This is a genomic window from Pseudomonas sp. Irchel 3A7, from assembly GCF_900187565.1.
Lineage (GTDB): Bacteria > Pseudomonadota > Gammaproteobacteria > Pseudomonadales > Pseudomonadaceae > Aquipseudomonas.
In genome coordinates this window covers 113,779-128,561 of the sequence record NZ_FYED01000007.1, presented here as the reverse complement: position 1 = coordinate 128,561, position 14,783 = coordinate 113,779, and the positions used below count along the sequence as shown (strand labels likewise).

Annotated in this window: 15 protein-coding genes; 5 read left to right on the top strand and 10 right to left on the bottom strand. The window is 59.8% G+C overall.

What is annotated here, in order from left to right:
• Positions 1 to 44: 44 nt before the first annotated feature.
• The gene (gene katE, locus CKW21_RS13550; RefSeq protein ID WP_256590224.1) at positions 45 to 2,213 is read right to left on the bottom strand and encodes a catalase HPII; all 2,169 of its coding nucleotides are present in this window, start codon (positions 2,211 to 2,213) and stop codon (positions 45 to 47) included.
• 178 nt (positions 2,214 to 2,391) lie between these two features.
• On the opposite strand from katE, the gene CKW21_RS13545 reads away from it, so the two are divergent.
• From CKW21_RS13545 to CKW21_RS13535, 3 genes are all read left to right on the top strand, one after another.
• Positions 2,392 to 3,399: a methionine ABC transporter ATP-binding protein gene (locus tag CKW21_RS13545; RefSeq protein WP_095194469.1), complete on the top strand. Its 1,008-nt coding sequence runs from the start codon at positions 2,392 to 2,394 to the stop codon at positions 3,397 to 3,399.
• Positions 3,399 to 4,073, top strand: a complete 675-nt coding sequence (locus CKW21_RS13540) for a methionine ABC transporter permease (RefSeq protein WP_095194468.1) — start codon at positions 3,399 to 3,401, stop codon at positions 4,071 to 4,073. The genes CKW21_RS13545 and CKW21_RS13540 overlap by 1 nt, the downstream gene beginning before the upstream one ends.
• Before the next feature lie 62 nt (positions 4,074 to 4,135).
• Positions 4,136 to 4,909 carry a MetQ/NlpA family ABC transporter substrate-binding protein gene (locus tag CKW21_RS13535; RefSeq protein WP_095194467.1) on the top strand — a complete coding sequence of 258 codons (774 nt, stop codon included), beginning with the start codon at positions 4,136 to 4,138 and terminating at the stop codon, positions 4,907 to 4,909.
• 172 nt (positions 4,910 to 5,081) lie between these two features.
• Here the strand turns inward: CKW21_RS13535 and CKW21_RS13530 are convergent, their stop codons facing one another.
• From CKW21_RS13530 to CKW21_RS13510, 5 genes are read right to left on the bottom strand one after another with little or no spacing between them, the layout of a single operon-like run.
• Entirely contained in the window at positions 5,082 to 5,717 is a 636-nt protein-coding gene (locus CKW21_RS13530; RefSeq protein ID WP_095194466.1) for an SCO family protein, read from the bottom strand.
• Positions 5,714 to 6,613 (bottom strand): heme o synthase, encoded by a 900-nt coding sequence (cyoE, locus tag CKW21_RS13525; RefSeq protein ID WP_095194465.1) that lies wholly within the window; start codon positions 6,611 to 6,613, stop codon positions 5,714 to 5,716. Before cyoE ends, CKW21_RS13530 begins: the two co-directional genes overlap by 4 nt.
• Positions 6,601 to 7,674 carry a heme A synthase gene (locus CKW21_RS13520; protein ID WP_095194464.1) on the bottom strand — a complete coding sequence of 358 codons (1,074 nt, stop codon included), beginning with the start codon at positions 7,672 to 7,674 and terminating at the stop codon, positions 6,601 to 6,603. Before CKW21_RS13520 ends, cyoE begins: the two co-directional genes overlap by 13 nt.
• Positions 7,675 to 7,684: 10 nt before the next feature.
• Positions 7,685 to 8,278, bottom strand: coding sequence for a hypothetical protein (locus CKW21_RS13515; RefSeq protein WP_095194650.1), 594 nt, complete (start codon positions 8,276 to 8,278; stop codon positions 7,685 to 7,687).
• Complete coding sequence (locus CKW21_RS13510) at positions 8,244 to 8,984, bottom strand: SURF1 family protein (protein ID WP_095194463.1); 741 nt, start codon at positions 8,982 to 8,984, stop codon at positions 8,244 to 8,246. Before CKW21_RS13510 ends, CKW21_RS13515 begins: the two co-directional genes overlap by 35 nt.
• A gap of 71 nt (positions 8,985 to 9,055) precedes the next feature.
• Here CKW21_RS13510 and CKW21_RS13505 point away from each other — a divergent pair, with 71 nt between their 5' ends.
• The gene (locus tag CKW21_RS13505) at positions 9,056 to 9,259 is read left to right on the top strand and encodes a twin transmembrane helix small protein (protein ID WP_095194462.1); all 204 of its coding nucleotides are present in this window, start codon (positions 9,056 to 9,058) and stop codon (positions 9,257 to 9,259) included.
• A gap of 92 nt (positions 9,260 to 9,351) precedes the next feature.
• Here the strand turns inward: CKW21_RS13505 and CKW21_RS13500 are convergent, their stop codons facing one another.
• The 4 genes from CKW21_RS13500 to coxB all read right to left on the bottom strand — a co-directional run bounded on the left by CKW21_RS13500 (position 9,352) and on the right by coxB (position 13,745).
• Positions 9,352 to 10,239 (bottom strand): cytochrome c oxidase subunit 3, encoded by an 888-nt coding sequence (locus CKW21_RS13500; RefSeq protein WP_095194461.1) that lies wholly within the window; start codon positions 10,237 to 10,239, stop codon positions 9,352 to 9,354.
• Between the two features lie 25 nt (positions 10,240 to 10,264).
• Entirely contained in the window at positions 10,265 to 10,816 is a 552-nt protein-coding gene (locus tag CKW21_RS13495; RefSeq protein ID WP_095194460.1) for a cytochrome c oxidase assembly protein, read from the bottom strand.
• A 126-nt stretch (positions 10,817 to 10,942) separates the two neighbouring features.
• On the bottom strand, positions 10,943 to 12,535 hold the full coding sequence (gene ctaD / locus CKW21_RS13490) for a cytochrome c oxidase subunit I (protein WP_095194459.1): 1,593 nt from the start codon (positions 12,533 to 12,535) through the stop codon (positions 10,943 to 10,945).
• An 82-nt stretch (positions 12,536 to 12,617) separates the two neighbouring features.
• Positions 12,618 to 13,745: a cytochrome c oxidase subunit II gene (gene coxB, locus CKW21_RS13485; RefSeq protein WP_095194458.1), complete on the bottom strand. Its 1,128-nt coding sequence runs from the start codon at positions 13,743 to 13,745 to the stop codon at positions 12,618 to 12,620.
• A 370-nt stretch (positions 13,746 to 14,115) separates the two neighbouring features.
• Between coxB and CKW21_RS13480 the strand changes: the two genes are divergently transcribed.
• Positions 14,116 to 14,766 carry a hypothetical protein gene (locus CKW21_RS13480; protein WP_095194457.1) on the top strand — a complete coding sequence of 217 codons (651 nt, stop codon included), beginning with the start codon at positions 14,116 to 14,118 and terminating at the stop codon, positions 14,764 to 14,766.
• Positions 14,767 to 14,783: the final 17 nt, after the last annotated feature.

Sequence of the window (14,783 nt, the reverse complement as noted above, 5' to 3'; positions counted from 1 at the left end):
AGCGAGCCTGCTCGCGAAGAGGTCATCCCTGTCGATACAACACTTCAGGCTGGAATACGCTTGGCCTTCGACTCCCTCTCCCAAACCCGATGCTGCCCGATCGCCGCAAAAAACGCCTTGAACAGCTTGGCGTCCGCACCCACGATCAACCCCGCATCAATCTCCAGCCTCAACACATCCAGCAATTGCTTCGCCTCGCCATGCAACGCAATCGCTTTCAAATGCTTGTAAGCCTCCAGCACGTAATGCAACGCCACGCCGTCAGTGCTCAGCGCCTTGATCGACGCCGCGCCTCCAGGCACGAACACCGCATCGAACGCCACTGAAGGCAAGCCTTCCATCGAAGCGTCCACCGGCATCGACTTGCCATCGGCAGTTTTTACCGGTGCCGAGGTCGGGCCGAGCAATTTGGCATGCGCCCCCTCAGCTTCCAGCGCTTTCTTCATGGCTTCGATTGCTGCACCGTCTACGCCATCGGCCGCCAGAATCGCCACTTTCCGGGTTTTGATATCGCCCGGCAGCAGATTGGCCTGACTCAGAGCCGGCGAGCGTTCCAGGGACGCTTTCGGTACTTGGACCGTTCCGGCTTTCGGCACCGGCAGGCCAAGGTTCTGTGCCACCCGTTTGGCAAGTTCCAGATCGATGTTGGCCAGGATCTCATTCACTTCCCTTGCCCGAATGAACTCACGTTCCACCTTGCCCAGCTCAAAGCTGTACGCCGAGATGATGTGTTCCTGCTCATGCTTGCTCATGCTGTGGAAAAACAGCCGTGCCTGGGAGAAGTGGTCGCTGAACGACTCGCTGCGTTGACGGATCTTGTTGGCGTCGATGCGCTCCGCGTAGCTCTCGAAGCCGCCGTCTTGCGCTGCGGGTGGGGTTTCTTTAGGCCAGCCGCCATCGATGGAGTTTGGTTCGTAGGCCGCACGTCCTTTGTCGATGGTGGTGCGGTGCAACGCGTCCCGCTGGCCATTGTGCAGGGGTGAAATCGTTCGGTTGATTGGAATCTCGTGAAAGTTCGGGCCACCGAGTCGGCTAATCTGCGTGTCGGTGTAGGAAAACAGCCGGCCCTGCAGCAGTGGATCGTTGGAGAAGTCGATCCCCGGCACGATATGCCCCGGGCAGAACGCGACCTGCTCGGTTTCGGCGAAGAAGTTGTCCGGGTTGCGGTTGAGCACCATTTTGCCCAGCGGGGTGATGGGTACGATCTCTTCAGGAATGAGCTTGGTCGGGTCGAGGATGTCGAAATCGAAAGCGTGTTCGTTTTCTTCCTCGACGACCTGAACACCCAATTCCCATTCCGGGTAGTCGCCCACTTCGATGGCTTCCCAGAGGTCGCGACGGTGGTAGTCGGTATCTTTTCCCGCAAGTTTTTGTGCTTCATCCCACACCAGGGAACAGGTGCCGGCGGCGGGGCGCCAGTGGAATTTGACGAAGCGCGATTTTCCTTCGGCATTGATCATGCGGAAGGTGTGAACCCCAAAGCCTTGCATGCTGCGCAGGCTTTTTGGGATTGCCCGGTCGGACATGGCCCAGATCACCATGTGCGCCGATTCCGGCTGCAACGAAACAAAGTCCCAGAAGGTGTCGTGGGCCGAGCCGCCGGTGGGTATTTCGTTGTGGGGTTCGGGTTTCACCGCGTGGACGAAGTCAGGGAACTTGATGGCGTCCTGGATGAAAAACACCGGCATGTTATTGCCCACCAAGTCGTAGATGCCTTCATCGGTGAAGAACTTCACGGCGAAACCTCGTACATCACGCACGGTATCGCCTGACCCGCGAGGGCCCTGCACCGTGGAAAAGCGTACGAAGACTGGAGTCTTTTTGCCGGGGTCTTGCAGGAATCCGGCTTTGGTCAGAACGCTGTGATTCTCATAACTCTGGAAGTAGCCATGGGCACCCGTCCCGCGGGCATGAACGATGCGCTCGGGAATGCGCTCATGGTCAAAATGCGTGATCTTTTCACGCATGATGAAATCTTCCAGCAGCGACGGCCCGCGGGCGCCGGCTTTCAGGGTGTTCTGATTGTCCGCCACCTTCACGCCTTGGTTGGTGCGCAAGGCTTCGCCTGTGGCATCGGAGCGGAATTTTTCCAGGCTATCGAGTTTGGCGTTGGTGTTGCTTCGGTCCAGGGTATCGGTCCCGGCCAGGTCACTCTTTGGCGTGGCAGGCTTTTTAGTACTCATCAGGCGAGACTCCTCAGGCTTTTTGGAGATGCCTAAGTAGTGACTGGTGACGTTTTTAGCCGTTCCTTTTATCTGACCTTTGATCGCGTTATTGCCAAATGGCTGGTTGAATACGAAATAAATGCTAAGAACCTCTATACGGACAGGCTAAAATGCGCGCCCGGCTAACCGCTGATCCTTTTCCAACGCGCCCCACAAGGTTCGCTACGTGATCGAGTTTCAAAACGTCCATAAAACCTACCGCGTCGCCGGTAGGGATATCCCCGCCCTGCACCCGACCAATCTCACGATTGAGAACGGTCAGGTCTTCGGCCTGATCGGTCATTCCGGTGCGGGGAAAAGTACCCTGCTGCGCCTGATCAATCGCCTGGAAAACTCCACTGGCGGCAAGATCATCGTTGATGGCGAAGAAGTCACCGCGCTCGATGCCAACGGCCTGCGCCGATTCCGTCAGCAGGTCGGGATGATTTTCCAGCACTTCAACCTGCTGGCGTCCAAAACCGTGGCCGACAACGTCGCGCTGCCGCTGACGCTGGCCGGTGAACTGTCCCGCAGCGATATCGATCAGCGTGTTGCCGAGTTGCTGGCCCGGGTCGGTTTGTCCGATCACGCCAACAAGTATCCGGCGCAACTGTCTGGCGGTCAGAAGCAGCGTGTCGGCATTGCCCGCGCCCTGGCCACCAAGCCAAAAATCCTGCTGTGCGACGAAGCCACCAGTGCGCTGGACCCGCAGACCACCGCGTCGGTCCTGCAATTGCTGGCCGAGATCAATCGCGAGTTGAAGCTGACAATCGTGTTGATCACCCATGAAATGGATGTGATCCGCCGGGTCTGCGACCAGGTCGGGGTGATGGACGCTGGCGTGATCGTCGAGCAAGGCTCGGTGGCCGAGGTTTTCCTGCATCCGAAACACCCGACCACCAGGCGCTTCGTGCAAGAAGACGAGCACATCGACGAAAGCGAACAGCGTGACGACTTCGCTCACGTGCCGGGCCGCATCGTGCGCCTGACCTTCCAGGGCGAAGCGACCTACGCGCCGCTGCTGGGGACCGTCGCCCGGGAAACGGGTGTGGACTACAGCATCCTCGCCGGTCGTATCGACCGCATCAAAGACGTCCCTTACGGGCAACTGACCCTGGCCGTGACCGGCGGTGACATGGAAGCGGCTTTCGCCCGCTTCACCGCAGCAGACGTCCACATGGAGGTGCTGCGCTAATGGAAGCCCTGACAAGTTTCTTCGCCAATATCGACTGGTTCGAAATCTGGCTGGCCACCGGCGACACCCTGCTGATGCTCGGCGGTTCGCTGCTGTTCACCGTGTTGCTGGGCCTGCCGCTGGGCGTGTTGCTGTTCCTCTGCAGCCCGCGTCAGTTGCTGGAAGCCAAAGGCGTCTATGCGATGTTGTCGTTGGTGGTGAACATTCTGCGTTCGCTGCCGTTCATTATTCTGCTGATCGTGATGATTCCGTTCACTGTCTTGATCACCGGCACTTCGCTGGGTGTCGCCGGCGCGATCCCGCCGCTGGTGGTGGGCGCCACGCCGTTCTTCGCGCGACTGGTGGAAACCGCGCTGCGTGAAGTCGACCGCGGCATCATCGAAGCGACCCAGTCCATGGGCGCGACCACGCGGCAGATCATCACCAATGCGCTGTTGCCAGAAGCCCGTCCGGGCATCTTTGCGGCGATTACGGTGACGGCCATTACGCTGGTTTCCTACACGGCGATGGCCGGTGTGGTGGGTGCCGGTGGATTGGGCGACCTGGCGATCCGCTTCGGTTACCAGCGTTTCCAGACCGATGTGATGGTGGTCACGGTGGTGTTGCTGCTGGTGCTGGTACAGGTCCTGCAAACCGTCGGCGACAAATTGGTCGTCCATTTTTCCCGTAAGTAAGACATGAGCCGGCCATTCGCTGGCAGGCGCCGAATCCAGGCGCCTCACAAGGAGTTCGCAGAATGAAAAAACTACTCGTCGCGTTCGCTGCCGTTGCAGCCTTTTCCGCCCATGCCGCCGACACCCTGACGGTCGCCGCCACGCCAGTGCCGCACGCGGAAATCCTCGAGTTCGTTAAACCGGCGCTGGCAAAAGAAGGCGTGGACCTGAAGGTCAAGGTCTTCACCGACTACATCCAGCCGAACGTGCAGGTGGCGGAAAAACGTCTGGACGCCAACTTCTTCCAGCACCAGCCGTACCTCGATGAATTCAACAAGGCCAAGGGCACCGACCTGGTGTCGGTGGCCGGTGTGCACCTGGAACCTCTGGGCGCTTACTCCAGCAAGTACAAAGCGCTGACCGAACTGCCGGGCGGTGCCAACGTAGTGATCCCGAACGACGCCACCAACGGCGGTCGCGCGCTGTTGCTGCTGGCCAAGGCCGGTCTGATCAAGTTGAAGGATTCGAACAACATCCTGTCGACCGTCAAAGACATCACCGAGAACAGCAAAGACCTGAAATTCCGTGAACTGGAAGCTGCGACCATCCCGCGCGTGCTGACCCAGGTCGACCTGGCGCTGATCAACACCAACTACGCGCTGGAAGCCAAGCTCGATCCGGCCAAGGACGCACTGGTCATCGAAGGCAGCGACTCGCCATACGTGAACATCCTCGTTACCCGTCCGGACGACAAGGACAGCGAAGCGATGAAGAAGCTGGTGGCGGCCTTGCACAGCCCGGAAGTGAAAGCGTTCATTATCGAGAAGTACAAAGGCGCGGTCGTGCCGGCGTTCTGATCTGCGGATGTAATGAAAAAAGGGGCGCATAGAATGCGCCCTTTTTTTATGCTTGAAATACGGACCCTGTGGGAGCGGGCTTGCCCGCGATCGCGGTGTGCCAGACAACAAATATGCCGGATGTGCGGGCCTCATCGCGGGCAAGCCCGCTCCCACAGGTTCGGCGGTGTTTTTATTGACGGTTAAGCATCACCGGCAACTGCGCCACCAGCTTCACGTTGTTCAACGGCGCCCGAATAAATCCGCGCTGCGTGCCGTCCGGCCCGATCACCGCGAGGTTACCGCTGTGATCCACCGTGTAGTTCGGCTTGCTGGTGTCCGCCGGAATGAACGGGATGCTCACGGCGTTGGCGACTTTCTGCAGCTCCTCGATCGAGGTCGGCGTCAGGCCGATGAACTGCGGATCGAAGTAACCCAGATACTGTTTGAGCTGCTTGGGTGTATCGCGGTTCGGGTCGACGCTGACCAGCACGATCTGCAACTTGTCCACCGCTTCAGGCGGCAATTCGCTCTTGATCTGGCGCAGTTGGGCGAGGGTGGTCGGGCAGATGTCCGGGCAGAAGGTGTAGCCGAAGAACAGCAGGCTCCACTTGCCTTTGAGCTCGTTGACCGCCACCGGTTTACCGTCCTGGTCGGTCATCTTCACATCCGGCAGGTTGCGGCTTTGCGGCAGCAGGATGATGCCGGCATCGATCAGGGCCGTCGGATCGCCCTGGCCTTTGCCGGTGAGCACTTTGTTGATGGTCAGGCCCAGGACCAGCGCGATCAGGGCGACAAGGATGAAGACGGTTTTCTGGGTTCGGGTCATAGGTTCAACAATAGGTAGTGGTCTACGAGCAGCGCGATGAACAGCAGGAACAAGTAGTAGATAGAGTACTTGAAGGTGTTGATCGCCGCGTGCGGCCGAGTGCCACGGTACAGCACCACGGCCCATTGCAGAAACCTCGCGCCCAGGCCGATGGCGCAAATCAGGTAGAGCAGGCCGCTCATGTGGATCACGTAGGGCATCAGGCTGACGGCCAGCAGGGCACAGGTGTAAAGCAGGATGTGGATTTTGGTGTAGTGCTCGCCGTGGGTCACCGGCAGCATCGGGATATCGGCCTTGGCGTATTCCTCTTTGCGGTGGATGGCCAGCGCCCAGAAATGCGGCGGGGTCCAGGCGAAGATGATCAGCACCAGCAACAGCGGTTCGGCGCTGATGTGACCGGTGGCGGCCGTCCAGCCGAGCAAGGGCGGAGCGGCACCGGCCAGCCCGCCAATGACGATGTTCTGTGGTGTCGCACGTTTGAGGAAGCCGGTGTAGACCACCGCATAGCCGAGCAGAGAGGCGAGGGTCAGCCACGCGGTCAGCGGATTGGTGAAGGCCAGCAACAACGCCTGGCCGAGCAATGCCAGCACCAGGGCGAAGGTCAGCGCGGCGGCAGGCGAGACGCGCCCTTCGGCCAAGGGGCGTTTGTGGGTGCGCGCCATCACCGCATCGATCCGCCGGTCCACCACATGGTTCACCGCCGCTGCCCCGCCGGCACACAAGGCGATGCCCAGATTGCCGAACACCAGCACGGTCCATGGCACCCCGGCGCGAGTGGCCAGGAACATCCCGACCAGCGAGGTGATGAGCATCAGCACCACCACCTTGGGTTTGGTTAGCTCCAAATAGTCACGCCAGATTGCCTGGCTGTGACGCTCGCCGATCAGAATCGCCATGGCATTTCTCCTTTTATTGTTATGGGCCCGGCTGAATGTTTACGCGGGCTGAAGCGCCAGCGATTCGGCTGCTTGATCCGAACCAGACGGGTTCGCGCGTGATAGTTGACCAGTACCATCGTCAGCAGCAGCGCCGCGCCCCCGGCGTTGTGCGCCACGGCCACCGGCAGCGGCAGATGAAACAGCACGTTGCTGATGCCCAGGGTGATTTGCGCGGCGAGGGCGATTAACACCAACCCGGCCAGCCGTGTCATGCCGACGACTTTCAGTTGCCAGGCCAGGCCGAGCAACACCAGGGTCACCAGGAGCGCGCCGATGCGATGCGTCAGGTGAATCGCGGTGCGGGCATCGCTGTCCAGTTGCCCGCCGAGGTAGTTCGGGCCTATGTGCTGGGTCAGGTGGAAGCCGTTGGCGAAGTCGGCAGGGGGTAGCCATTGGCCGTGGCAGGTCGGGAAATCGATGCACGCCACGGCGGCATAGTTGGAGCTGACCCAGCCGCCGAGGGCGATCTGCCCGATCACCAGCAGCAGCGCGGCGGTCGCCCAGTGCTGCAAACGACGTGGCACCGTCAGCGCCGGCAGTACGCCGGACAGACGCAAGGTCAGTAGAAACAGCAGGCTCAAGGTGGCGAATCCGCCAAGCAAATGCCCGGTCACCACTTGCGGCCAGAGCTTGAGCGTGACCGTCCACATGCCGAAGGCGGCCTGGGCGAACACCACCGCCAGCAGGAACAACGGCAGCTTCACCGGTTGCCCCGGGTCCCGACGATGAACCCAGGCCCGACCGGCCAACACCGAAATCAGCAAGCCGAGGGTGCCGGCGAAGTAGCGATGGACCATCTCGTTCCAGCCCTTGTGGGCCTCCACCGGGGCGTCCGGGAAATGCAATTCGGCATGGGCCAGTTGGGCTTCGCTTTTCGGCACGCTGATAAAGCCATAGCAGCCGGGCCAGTCCGGGCAGCCGAGGCCGGCGTGAGTCAGGCGTGTGTAGGCGCCGAGCAACACCACAATCAGTGCCAGGAAGGTGGCAAACAGCGCGAGGCGAAATCCAGGTTTGGCCATGACGATGCCCTTATCCGATGTTCGACAGTTTCAGCAGGTGTCGCAGGTCGTTGAGCAGGTCCTTGCCTTTGACCGACGGGTCGTAGCGCAGCACCAGATTGCCGTGGGGGTCGATGATCCACAGGTGTGCAGCTTCATTGCTCTGAGCACCTTTGGTGTAGATCTGCGAGTCCAGGGGATAGCGTTGCAACTGCGGATACTCGCGTTGAAGTTTAGCCTCGTAATCACTGCTCAGCGGTTGGGTCACCGCCAGTGCGTGACTGGCGCGACCGGCATCACGACCGAGGCCGATCTGGATTTGTCGCGCCAGGTAAACCAGTTGCTGACAGTCCACCGAACACGCCTTCGGTGCCGTGACCAGCAACTGCCAGCGATCTTCTTGCGCCTGCACGCCCAGGTCGGCGCGGGTCTGGCCGTTGCCGATCAGTTCGCCGTGATAACTGCGACCTTCCGGCACCCAGAACTGCCATTTGTACATGCCGGTGGCGAGGATCATCGGACCGACCACCCCGAGCACAATCAGCAGCAACTGCAAGCGTCCCTTGCGCCGGTTCACCGGCGTTTTTGCCTCAGACATGCTGGGTGGATTCATGGCCGCTCCCATGGTGTTTCTCCTTTGCGTTGTGCCAACCGAGGTAGAGATAGAGGCCGAGCAGGGCGATCGACATGGCGAACCACTGCACGGCATAAGCGATGTGTTTTTCCGGACCTGTGGCAATCACCGACCAATCGGCCTGGTAAGTCGCGGGTCCGGTTTCTGCGCGTAATTCGTAGGCAAAGCCTTCGCGGTCCAGGGCTGTCCAGAGCGCGTTCGGGTCAATAGCCGTCAGCAGTTTTGGCCAGGTGCTGGTGCTTGGGTCGGCGTGAAGCTGGAAGACCGCGCCGGGGGAAACGTAGACCCAGGCGTCAAGACTCAGAGGGGCGTCGGGGGTGGTGAATTGCGGCGGTGTACGGCGATCCGGCCATGGCAGCCAGCCGCGATTGACCAGCAGCCACAGCCCGGTCGCCTGGTCCTGAAACGGTTGCAACAGCTCGATCCCGACCTTGCCGCCTCGCTGACGGTTATCCAGCAGCAGGCTATGGGCGGCGTCGAACTGGCCGTGCAGGCGCACCCGGCGGAAGGCTGGGTCGGCGGTGTGTCGCAGCTCGGAGCTGGCCATCGGTTCGGCGGCCCGGCGCTCGCTGTAGGTTTGCAGCAGCGCGCTTTTCTCCGCGCCCCGGCTCAATTGCCAGAACCCCAGGGACACCAGCAGCGGCAGCAGGGCTGCGACCACCAGCGTCGGCACAACGCCCGGCCGGAAACGCTTCATGGCGTCACCAGCCAGTCGGTCAACGCGATAGCTATACTCATATGCATCGCTTGTCCCCCCGGAGTTCCACCATGCTCAAAGCAGCTATCGTCCTGATGCTGATTGCCACGGTTGTCAGCCTGTTCAGCGGCCTGTTTTTTCTGGTCAAGGACGACAGCAGCTCGAACCGCCTCGTCATTGCCTTGAGTGTTCGTGTGACGCTGGCCGCCCTGACCGTCGGCTTGATTGCCTGGGGTTTTTTCAGCGGCCAGCTTGTGTCTCAAGCGCCCTGGTAACTGTAGGAGCGAGCTCGCGAAAAACTTCATGACAACGCGTTGATTCAGATAGCCCGCGTTATCGTTAACGCCCATCGCGAGCAAGCTCGCTCCTACAGCACGTAGACGAAAATGAACAGCCCGATCCACACCACGTCCACGAAGTGCCAATACCAGCTCGCCGCCTCGAAGCCGAACTGATGCTCGTTGTCGAAGTGCCCGCGCAGGATGCGCATCAGCATCACGAACAGAATGATGGTGCCGATGGTCACGTGCGCGCCGTGGAAACCGGTGAGCATGAAGAAGGTGGCGCCGTAGATGCCCGAACCCAGGGTGAGGCCCAGCTCCTTATAGGCATGAATGTATTCTTCGGCCTGGAACCCGAGGAACGCGCAGCCCAGCAATACGGTGATCGCCAGCCAGAGTTTCAACGCGCCGCGATGGCCCTTTTTCAAGGCATGGTGGGCGATGGTTATCGTGACGCTGGAACTCACCAGCAACACGGTATTGAGCAACGGCAGGCCCCAGGGGCTGATGACGTCCTTCGGGGGCACGAAGAGCTTGGAATCCGGGTTGTTCAGCAGCGGCCAGGTCCACTCGAAGCCAGGCCATAGCATATGCGCGAGGCCTTTTGTGCCTTCACCGCCGAGCGCCGGACCGGAAACGTGGCGCACGTAAAACAGTGCACCAAAGAAGGCGATGAAGAACATCACCTCTGAGAAAATGAACCAGCTCATGCCCCAGCGGAACGAGCGATCCATTTGTGCGCTGTACAAGCCGCCGCGACTTTCCTTGATCACCGTACCGAACCAGCCGAACAGCATGTAGGCCAGCAGCAGGCTGCCAACGAAGAAGATCAGCGGGCCGTGGGATTCCGGCCGCGCGGCTTTCAGATCATTGAACCAGGTGCCCAGGCCAAACACTGTGACGAACATCCCGACCGTGGCGATGATCGGCCATTTGCTCTGGGCCGGGACGTAATAATGTTCATGAGTTGCCATTTATTGTTCTCCTTATCGGGCACGCTCAACCGCCAGTGTTTACAGCTACCGGTGGATGTCGGGCGGTGATATCGAACAGCGTGTAGGACAGCGTCAGGTGCTTCACATCCTTGGGCATGTCTCGGTCAACGATGAAACGTACCGGCATCTCGATCCGTTGACCGGGCTGCAGCACTTGCTGGGTAAAGCAAAAACATTCGGTCTTGTGGAAATACGCCGCCGCGGCGCTCGGCGCGATGCTTGGCACGGCCTGGGCACTCATCGGGCGGTCGGTGGGGTTGTGCGCAATGAAGATCATCTCGTTCACCGCCCCGGGGTTGGCCGTCAATTCATCGCTCTTGGGATAGAAATCCCAGGACATGTCGGCGGAATTGGTCGACAGAAACTGCACGCGAACCTGCCGCGACGTATCGACCGTCTGCTCGCCCTCGTATTGCCCGGCAGTCTTGCCGTTGATGCCGAAGACTTTGCACATCACGTCGTAGATCGGCACCAGGGCAAACCCGAAGACAAACATTGCTACCACCACCAGCAATAGACGGGTGACCAGTTTCTTCATTGAAATCGAGTCAGCCATGACTTTGAACTCCTACCCAAACCCCTGTGGGAGCGAGCCTGCTCGCGAAGCAGACGCCACGGTTTGGCAGGCATACCGCATCATCGTTCTTCGCGAGCGGGCTCGCTCCCACAAAGGAAACAGTGTTCATTTCACTTCCGGCGGCGTGGTGAACGTGTGATACGGCGCCGGTGACGGAATGCTCCACTCCAGGCCTTCAGCCCCATCCCATGGTTTGGCCGGTGCAGGCGGGCCGCCGCGAATGGTCTTGATCACAATGAACAGGAAGAAGATCTGCGTTGCGCCGAACATGAACGCACCGATCGACGACACCATGTTGAAGTCGGCGAATTGCAGGTTGTAGTCCGGAATCCGCCGCGGCATGCCCGCCAGCCCCACGAAGTGCATCGGGAAGAAGGCCATGTTCATGCCGATGAACGACAGCCAGAAGTGCAGCTTGCCCAGGGTTTCGTCGTACATGTGGCCGGTCCATTTCGGCAACCAGTAGTAGGCCGAAGCGAAGATCCCGAAAATCGCCCCCGGCACCAGTACGTAGTGGAAGTGCGCGACCACGAAGTAGGTGTCCTGATACTGGAAGTCCGCCGGGGCAATGGCCAGCATCAACCCGGAGAAACCGCCGATGGAGAACAGGATCACGAATGCCACCGCGAACAGCATAGGCGTCTCGAAGGTCAATGAGCCCTGCCACATGGTACTGGCCCAGTTGAACACCTTGACCCCGGTCGGCACCGCGATCAGCAGCGTGGCGTACATGAAGAACAGCTCGCCCACCAGCGGAATGCCCACCACGAACATGTGGTGCGCCCAGACAATGAACGACAGGAACGCGATACTCGCCGTGGCGTAGACCATCGAGGTGTAGCCGAACAGCGGCTTGCGCGAGAACGCCGGAATGATCGAGCTGACGGCACCGAAGGCCGGCAGGATCATGATGTACACCTCGGGGTGGCCGAAGAACCAGAACACATGCTGGAACAGCACCGGGTCACCGCCACCGGCGGCACTGAAGAAGCTGGTGCCGAAGTGGATGTCCATGAGCATCATCGTCACGCATCCGGCCAGCACCGGCATTACCGCAATCAGCAGGAACGCGGTGATCAGCCAGGTCCAGACGAACAACGGCATTTTCATCAACGTCATGCCGGGGGCGCGCAGGTTGAGGATGGTGGCGATCACGTTGATCGCGCCCATGATCGAACTGATCCCCATCAAGTGGATGGCGAAGATGAAGAAGGTCACGCTTTCCGGCGCATAGGTCGTTGATAGCGGCGCGTAGAACGTCCAGCCGAAATTCGGCCCGCCACCGGGGGTGAACAGGGTCGAGACCAGCAAAATGAACGCCGCCGGCAGCAGCCAGAAGCTGAAGTTGTTCATTCGCGGCAGGGCCATGTCCGGCGCGCCGATCATCAGCGGGACCATCCAGTTGGCGAGACCGACGAAGGCCGGCATCACCGCACCGAACACCATCACCAGACCGTGCATGGTGGTCATCTGGTTGAAGAATTCCGGCTGGACGATCTGCAACCCTGGCTGGAACAGTTCGGCGCGAATCACCATCGCGAAGGTGCCGCCCAAGAGGAACATGGCGAAGGCAAACCACAGGTACAGCGTGCCGATATCCTTGTGGTTGGTAGTCAGCACCCAGCGCATCAGGCCTTTGGCAGGGCCGTGGGCGTGGTCAGTGTGGGTATGAACAGGGTCATCAATTACAGCAGTCATGTCCTGTCTCCTGCAAACAGATGGGCTGGGCGGGCCGGGGCGCGTTGCCCCGACCGGTTCCTGATGTACGCAATAGACCGGGTCATTTGCTTTCCGCCTGTTTCAGCTCCAGCACTTCTTTAGGCGTGACCATGTCGCCCTTGTTGTTGCCCCAGGCGTTACGTTCGTAGGTCACGACCGCTGCGATATCGACTTCCGAGAGTTGCTTGCCGAACGCCGCCATCGAAGTGCCTGGCTTGCCATGGAAGACAATGCCCAGGTGAGCGTCTTTCGGTCCGGTGGCGATTTTCGAGCCCTTGAGCGCCGGGAACATCGGCGGCAAGCCCTGGCCTTCGGCCTGGTGACAGGCTACGCAAGTGGTGTGATAGACCTTGTCGCCGCGCTCCTTGAGTTCGTCGAGGGTCCATTCCTTGCTGGTCAGCTCCTTGAGTTGCGCGGCTTCAGCCTTGCGCTCGCCCAGCCATTTCTCGTAATCGGCCTTTTCCTTGACTTCGACCACGATCGGCATGAATCCGTGGTCCTTGCCGCACAGCTCGGCGCATTGACCACGGTAGAGGCCGGGTTTTTCAACGCGGGTCCAGGCTTCGTTGACGAACCCCGGGATCGCATCGCGCTTGACCGCGAAGGCCGGCACCCACCAGGAGTGGATCACGTCGGCGGAGGTCACGAGGAAACGCACCTTGGCGCCGATCGGCAGCACCAGAGGCTTGTCGACCTCGAGCAAGTAGTGCTCGCCCTTGGTTTCCTTGTTGTTGATCTGGTCGGCGGGTGTGGCCAGGTTGCTGAAGAACTCGACGTCCTGGCCCAGGTATTTGTAGTGCCACTTCCACTGATAGCCGGTGACCTGGATATCGATATCCGGCTCACTGGCGTCGTACATCTTGATCAGGGTCGCGGTCGCCGGAACCGCCATGGCCACCAGAATGATGAAGGGCACGATGGTCCAGAGGATTTCGACGGTGGTGCTTTCATGAAATTTTGCGGCGACCTGCCCGGTCGAGCGGCGATGCAGAATCATCGACCAGAACATGGCGCCAAAGACGATGATGCCGATCACTACACAGATCCAGAAAATGGTCATGTGCAGGTCAAATACAGCGTGACTGATTTCAGTCGCTCCAGGCGCCATATTCACAGTCCAGGCCGCTTGTGCCTGACTGAAAATCGACCACAACAGGAGGCCCATCCAGACATGTGGATGTCGCATCATTGCGGGTTCCCCTTATCGTTCTTGTTATCCCGCCGGCTTTCACCTGCGGCAAGGGAGCGGCTGCATCAGACTACGAACTTGAATCGCCGGGCCTTGCTGCAGTGCAGTCGGGCGTCATCAGCTAACTCCATTCATGAGCGAGTATAGACAGCGACTCTCAGCTGGCAATGTGAAGGCGTAAATCATCTGAAACAGCATTAACTTGCTTTGCAGGTCACGAATGGAGAAGGATGCAGACGAGTGGTGGCAAACCGATATAACGGAGGCGTCTCAAGGATGAAACAATTATGACAAATGCGTCTTAGCATTTTTCGTAAGCCGGCTAAGTTATGTCTTCCCTATTTCATTGCCTTTGTTTCCTGGAGTTTTCATGAACACCGCCGCATTGCGCGAGCAGATCCAAAAAGCCCAACAACACGAAGCCGAAACCGGCCTGCTGACCCGTCAGCTGGAAAGCAAGCTGCCTCATCTACACCCGGCGATCCAATTGCCGGAAGCGGACGCTAACGGCGTGCTGACGCGTTTTGTCGCCGCCTATATCGACGAAGTTCCTGATCTGCTGGACGCAGCCAATGAAGTCGCCAGGGAAGCGGGCATCGAGTCACAGATCAAACCGGTGCTGAAAATCGCCGAACAGTACTTCCTCCAGCCGCCGGCGATCATGGCCGGGCACGTCGGGCTCGACAGCCTGTTGGACGAAGCTTACCTGGCGCATCGGTTTGTCGAAGAGGTCAACGACCTGTACATCAAGCATTTCGGCCAGCCACTGATCCCCTTGGACATGACGGTCGCCAATCTGATTGCTCACCAGCTGATCGGTGAGGAATTTGCCAACCAACTGGACGAGGCCGTGCATCACACGGTGGACGAGATGCTCGACGACGAAAGCTTTGCGCTGGAGTCGGTGGAAACCTACCGCGAGAAGCTCAGCAGCCCGGACACTGGCGCCGCGTGGAAACGCTGGCCGTGCATGTCCCGCCGCCTGGGTGTGGGTCTGGAGCTGGATCAAACCGTGGCGTGATCCACCCCGGTCTTCAC